The following is a 6,590-nucleotide window of genomic DNA, read 5'->3' as shown; positions in this document are numbered from 1 at the left end:
TTGAATGCCTTCATGAAAGCCGGCTTCAAGGCCGCTGTCGTAGCGTGAGACGTCACGGCGGACGCACCTCCTCAGGTGGAGGTGTTGCAACCACCACTGGAGCCCGCCGTGCCCACAGCGTAGTGGGCACCGTAGTTGTGTTTTCTCGCCGTTGTTCTGGTGTCCACAAAGCGCCGGGGCAGGGGAGCACGAACTCCAGAAACCAGGCATGATGGTGCAGTCGGTCACATCACGACCGCGACCAACCCCGAGCACCACCCCGCGAGAGGAAACCTGTGCGCACCACCATCGGCGAATATCTGCTGAATCGCCTGGTCCAGGCCGGCGTCACCGAACTGATCGGCGTCCCCGGCGACTTCAACCTGAACTTGTTGGAGCAGGTCGAGGACGTGGACGGCATCCGCTACGTCGGCACCTGCAACGAACTCAATGCCGCCTACGCGGCCGACGGCTACGCCCGCTCCCGCGGCCTGAGCGCCCTTCTGACCACCTACGGTGTCGGGGAGCTGAGCGCGCTGAACGGGATCGCGGGAGCAGCTGCCGAGCACATTCCCATGATCTCCATTGCAGGCGCCCCGCCGCTGTATGCCACGGAGGGCCGCTACGACCTGCACCATTCCATGGCTGATGGCGACTTCACGAACATGCTCGCGGCCGTTGGCCAGTTCACGGCGGCAGCCGTACGCATCACCCCGGCCAACGCGGCGGAGGAGATCGACCGGGCGCTGCACACCGCCCTGCGGGAGAAGCGACCGGTACACATCCAGGTCCCCTCCGACGTCAGCTACCTGACCATCGAGGTCTCCGGCGATCCCTTCGACGCCACCCCGGCCAGCTCGGACCCAGAACGCCTGCAGGCCACCGTGGATGCCGTCCTGGAGTTCTTCGCAGAAGCGAAGCGCCCGGCCATGCTCATCGACCTGGATGCCGACCGTCACGGCTTTGCGCCCAAGCTGCAGGCCTTCGCCCAAGCCACGGGCACGCCGTACGCGCACCTGAGCACAGGCAAGGCCACCCTGGACGAGAGTCACCCGCTGTTCCTCGGAACCTACAACGGCGCGCTCTCGGCCCCGGAGGTCCGTGAGGCCATCGAGGGCGCGGACTTCCTGCTCACCACCACGCCGCGCTTCATCGAGTCCAACTCCGGAGCCTTCAGCCAGGCCCTTCCGAAGGACGCCTGCGTGGATTTCGGGGACCAGCACGTGGGGATCAAGGGCGTGGACTACATCGGCATCTGGACCTCGGAAGTGCTCGACGTCCTGGTGCAGCGGGTGGGTAACCGGGCCGACGGCGCCACAGGCGCCGCCACGCAGGACGGCGGACACACGCCGTCGGACATGGTGGGCGACTGGGAGGTGAGTCCGGACGCCGCGCTGACGCAGGAGCGACTCTGGCCTCGCATGGCTCAGTTCATCCGTGAGGGCGATGCGGTGTTCGCCGAGGCTGGGACGTCCAACATCGGGCTGGGATCGCAGCGGATGCCGAGCGGCGTGAAGTACGTGAACTCAGGCATCTGGGGATCCATCGGCTACACCCTGCCCGGAGTCATGGGCTCGCTTCTGGCCGATCCCCAGCGGCGGCACCTGCTCTTCATCGGCGACGGCTCGCTGCAGCTGACTGTGCAGGAACTCTCCACCATCCTGCGGGAGGACCTGAAGCCCATCATTGTGGTGCTGGACAACGGTGGGTACACCATCGAGCGCTGGATCCTGGGGATGGACTCCGCGTACAACGACATCGCCGCCTGGGACTACGCGGCGCTGCCCAAGGCCTTTGCGCCGACCACCAGCATGGTGTCCTACGCGGCCGGGACCGAGGGAGAGCTCGAGGAGGCCCTGGCCGCCATCGAGACCTCCGAGGCAGGGGCGTTCTTGGTTCTGAAACTGGATCCGAAGGACGCTCCGGCCGGGCTGAAGGGCTTCGGGCCGGCAACGGCGGACTTCGACTTCGGACCGAGGGGCCCGCGCAACGCCTGACGGCGCTCGGGCGGCTCCAGCGTCGGGAGAACTGAAACAGTTCTCCCGACGCTGCATTTTCTCCCGCCAACAGAGTTGGTGACCCTACTCGGCCAGCAGTTCCCTGATGTCGTCAGCCGTGAGTGCCGAACCGAAGCCGTCTCCACCGTCCATCACGGAGGAGATCAGCTCCCGCTTGGCGTCCTGCAGGGCCACGACCTTCTCCTCGATGGTGCCCTCTGAAACCAGGCGGTAGACCATCACGTTGCGGGTCTGGCCAATACGGTGGGTGCGGTCCACGGCCTGCGCCTCCGCGGCGGGGTTCCACCAGGGATCCAGCAGGAAGCAGTAGTCGGCTTCGGTCAGGTTCAGACCGAAACCGCCGGCCTTCAGCGAGATCAGGAAGACGGGTGCATCGCCTTCCTTGAACTCGTTGATGGCGTCCTCACGACGCCGCGTGGAGCCGTCCAGGTAGGCGTACTTGATGCCCTGGGCATCCAGGCGATCGGCCGCCATCCGCAGGAAGGAAGTGAACTGGGAGAACACCAGCGCCCTGTGGCCCTCCGGCAGCAGGGCATCCAGGTGCTCCTGCAGCACGTCGAGCTTGGCCGAACCGACCTTGGCGTACTCGTCATCCACCAGTGCCGGATCCAGGGACAGCAATCGCAGCAGGGTCAGCGACTGGAAGATCGTGAACCGGTTGCGGTCCATCTCCTCCACCAGCTGCAGCACCTTCTGGCGCTCGTGCTGCAGGTGGGTGTCGTAGATCTTCCGGTGCTTCTCCGAGAGCTCCACCTTGATGACCTGCTCCTGCTTGGAGGGCAGGTCGGTGACTACGGCGTCCTTGGTGCGGCGCAGCATGAACGGCCTGACGCGCTTGCGCAGCAGCTGCAACTGGACGTCGCCCTCGCCGCGTTCGATGGGGCGGGCGTAGTGCTCGCTGAAGCGCGTCGAGGAGGGGAACAGACCGGGGGAGGTGATGGCCAACAAGGCCCACAGCTCCATCAGGTTGTTCTCCATGGGGGTACCCGTGATGGCCAGCTTCACGCGGGCATTGAGGTCACGTGCGGTGTGGTGCGCCTTGGTGGCCTTGTTCTTCACGAACTGGGCCTCGTCCAGCAGCAGGGTGGACCACTCTTGGGACTGGTACTCGTCCGCATCCAGGCGGAAGAGCGTGTAGGAGGTCACCACGATGTCCGCCTCCAACAGGAGGGCAGCGAGGGGCTGCTTGGACTTGGCCTGTGTGTCCTTGATGACCGCGGTGCGCAGCGAGGGCGCGAAGCGCTTGATCTCTGCGATCCAGTTGGGGACCACCGAGGTGGGGGCCACCACCAGCACGGGGCCGGGGCCGCCGGCAGCGGGGGAGAGGCCGGCACGCTCAGGCGTGCGCCACACCCGCTGCATGTGGGTCAGCAGCGTGATCATCTGCAGCGTCTTACCGAGGCCCATGTCATCGGCCAGGATGCCGCCAAGGCCCTGCTGCCACAGGGAGGCCAACCAGCGGTAGCCCTCCTCCTGGTAGGGACGCAGGGTGGCGTCGAGTCCGCTGGGAACGTCCACTGGGGCGTCCTGGCCCAGGTTGGCCAACCCGGAGATCGCGGACGTCCAGGCGTCGGAACCCTCCACGTTGGTGGCCAGGTTCTCGAACTCCTCCCAGAGGGAGACCTGGTAACGGGTCAGTCGCAGCGGATCCTTCTTGTTGTCGGAGAGCTGGCTGGCCTCCGCGACCAGGGCGCGCAGCTTCTCGAAGAGCGGCTGGTCAAGGGAGACGTAGGTCTTGTCGCTCATCAGCAGGCGCTTCTGCCCGTTGGAGAGCGCACGCAAGATGTCGGAGTAGGGGATCTGTCGATTGCCGACGGTGATCATCAGGCCAAGGTCGAACCAGTCGTGTTTCTCCGACTCGACAGTGGTGACCGTCAGCTCGGGGGACTCGGTGAGCTCGCGGTAGGCGGGACGGCTGCCCTGCTCCGAGACGGTGACGTCCTTCAGGGACTCCAGCTTCGGCAGGGTCTTGCGGACGAAATCCACGGTATCCAGGCCCTGCAGCACGCGCGGGGTCAGGTCACGGCCGGACAGCGCCGGGTTGGACTCCAACACGGCCATCACGGATTCCTGAACGGACTGCTCAGCGGCACGGTCGCGGGCATCGGGGTCCACGCCGCCTGGCCCATAGTCGATGTCGAAGTCCACGGCCACCACGTCGTCCGGACGGAACTGCACCGTGACACGCATCCGCGGTGGGGCGATCTTGGGCAGGTTCACGGACCCGTCCGGGCTCTCCAGGGCGACCTTGCGCCCCAAGCGCGCATACGTGGTGGAGAAGAACGAGGACACCTCGTCAGCAGGCACCGTGAACGTGGACGGACGCACCACGTAGTGGCGCGTGGACTCGTCCACGCGCTGGTCCGTGGGCGCCAGCTCCAGGGTGTGGCCATCCGCGCCGAGCGCGTACACGCCGAAGCGACCCACGGTACCCAGCGCCACGTCGTCGGCCAGGGTGATCCGGCGGCCACCGACGGTGGCCACGGGGGCGATCACCATCTCGGCGTCGGCGGAGGCCCGCGTGGCCTCCAGTGCCAGGTGGCCGGTTCCCACCAGCTCCACGTTGTCCACCAGGCCGGTGCCGATCAGCTCGATGCCGAGCGAGGACGCCTCATCCAACAGCGACCAGATCAGAGGCGAGGAGAAGTCGTCCAGCAGCAGCCAGTCATTGTCCTCACCGAAGTACAGCTCTCCCGTGGCGCGGTAGAGCGGCACGAATTGGCAGAACCAGCGGTGCTGCTCAGGATCCAGCGCAAGCCCGTACGTCTTGAAGCTGATGGTGTTCCAGCGCAGGTTGCCTCGCACCCAACGCTCGCCGTTGGCGACCATGGGCCGCACGGCCAGCTGCCAACGGCCACGCACACCACGCTGGTGCGTGGGCGCCTGCCCGGGCGCGTAGGCGCGGCGGGCTCCGTCGCGCGTGTCCTGCAGGTCGAATTGCAGGGCCATGGGCTGGTACGTGGGGTCCGGATCGGTGCCGCGCGGCGGCTTGCTCGCATCCAGGATCCGGTCGATCCCGGACTTCCAGGTGGAGCCAGTGCTCGACGGCGTCGGCACGGCTTTCGCCGTGGCCGTCGCGATGGTCTCGGCGTCCTTGTGACGCTTGTTGGACGCAATCAGCAGGGCCGCGCAGTGTTTGCACCCACCCTCCGGATCGGCGCCGCAGGACGTCTCGCCGATCACCCACGCGCCCTTCTCCTGGGTGAGGGTGACGGACGCGGGATGGGAGATCCCTTGGTCGTCCGCAACGGATCCGCTGAGCAGACCTTCTGGCTCCGCCCATTCGAGGGAGGAGAGGACTGAATCATTCACCAGGGTGGTGCCGTGCGTGAATGAGGCGCCGCCGACCTTCTTGAGGACTTCGCGGGCGTCGATGAGGGGGAAAAGAGTCGTGGACATCGTCCCGTATTTTCTCACCATGTGACCCCACAAGGAAATCGGGGATGAGGTGATATGGCAAATGAGGCGGTGGGAAGACTCACAGGTTGAGTCACGACACGGTGGTGCCGAAGAGCAGGCCGAGCACGTAGGTGACCGCTGCAGCACCCCAACCGATGCACAACTGTCGCAGTCCGCGCTTCAGCGGTGAGGCGCCGGAGAGCAGGCCAACGATGGATCCGGTGAACACCAGCGCGAGTCCTACCAGAACGGTGGACGTCACGATGGCCGTGAGCCCGGTCAGCTGCAGGATCCACGGGAGGATCGGGACCAGCGCACCGGTGGCGAAGCAGAAGAACGAGGACGCTGAGGCACCGAGGGCGGAGCCCATGGTGTCCGGCTCGTCGTCCTCTGGTGCGGGGTCACCCTCCTGCGCGCCCGGAGGGACGGATGTGGAGGGGTCGCAATCGCAGTCGAAGCGGCCGATGCGCTCCGCCGCGCGATGCTCAGCGGCTTCCTCGCTCATGCCTCTGGCCAGATAGACCAGCTTCAGCTCGTTCTCGTCCAGGTCCAGGTCCGGGGCGGCGCGAAGAGTTGCGTGGGTGGGACGAGAAGCGTCGATGAGTTCACGCTGGGACCTGACGGAGACGAACTCGCCCGCTGCCATGGACAGCGCACCGGCCAGCAGGCCGGCGACGCCGGAGAAAAGGACCACGGAGGAGGACACCCCAGTGGCGCCGATGCCCAGCACCAGCGCGAAGTTGGAGACCAAGCCGTCGTTGGCGCCGAAGACGGCGGCACGGAAGTTCCCGGACAGGCGGAGGCGGCCCTCCGCGGCGAGCCCCCGAACCACTTCTGCGTGGACTTCCTCGTCGGCCGCCATGGATCGCAGGGCGTCTTGGTCCTCTGCATAGGGAGAGCGGCCCTCGGAGCGCTGGGCCAACGCCAGGGTGAACACGGTGCCGAAGTGCTTGGCCATGAAGCGCAACAATGCCCGTTGCGAGGAGGGCCGCACCGTGTGTGCCTCTGCGCCGAGCAGGTTGCGCCAGTGTTCCGCATGGCGGTGTTCGGCTTCGGCGAGGCCGTTCAATACCCGGGACTCTGCCGGATCCTTGGAACGCTCGGCCAGGGTCGCGTAGATGTCGCCCTCGGCGATCTCGTCCGCCAGGTACCTCCGCCACCGACGCACCTGTGCTTTGGTGGGGGAGCCAGGCG

Annotated in this window: 3 protein-coding genes; 1 reads left to right on the top strand and 2 read right to left on the bottom strand. The window is 66.5% G+C overall.

Going from position 1 to position 6,590, the window contains the following annotated elements:
- Positions 1-275 precede the first annotated feature (275 nt).
- Positions 276-1,976, top strand: a complete 1,701-nt coding sequence (locus Q0A15_RS07180) for a thiamine pyrophosphate-binding protein (RefSeq protein ID WP_291278843.1) — start codon at positions 276-278, stop codon at positions 1,974-1,976.
- Between the two features lie 84 nt (positions 1,977-2,060).
- On the opposite strand, the gene Q0A15_RS07175 is transcribed toward Q0A15_RS07180, so the two are convergent.
- Positions 2,061-5,396, bottom strand: coding sequence for a DEAD/DEAH box helicase (locus Q0A15_RS07175; protein ID WP_291278842.1), 3,336 nt, complete (start codon positions 5,394-5,396; stop codon positions 2,061-2,063).
- Between the two features lie 91 nt (positions 5,397-5,487).
- Positions 5,488-6,590: VIT1/CCC1 transporter family protein (locus tag Q0A15_RS07170; RefSeq protein ID WP_291278841.1), on the bottom strand; the 1,103-nt coding region annotated here is incomplete at its 5' end.

Origin of the sequence: Galactobacter sp., assembly GCF_022712295.1 — a bacterium.
Classification (GTDB): Bacteria; Actinomycetota; Actinomycetes; order Actinomycetales; family Micrococcaceae; genus Galactobacter.
Note: the sequence above shows the minus strand (reverse complement) of the source record. Positions and strands in the feature narration are given on the sequence as shown.

Coding starts and splice junctions, on each gene's coding strand:
- Q0A15_RS07175 (WP_291278842.1), bottom strand. CDS start 5,396: ATGTCCACGACTCTTTTCCCCCTCATCGACGCCCGCGAAGTCCTCAAG.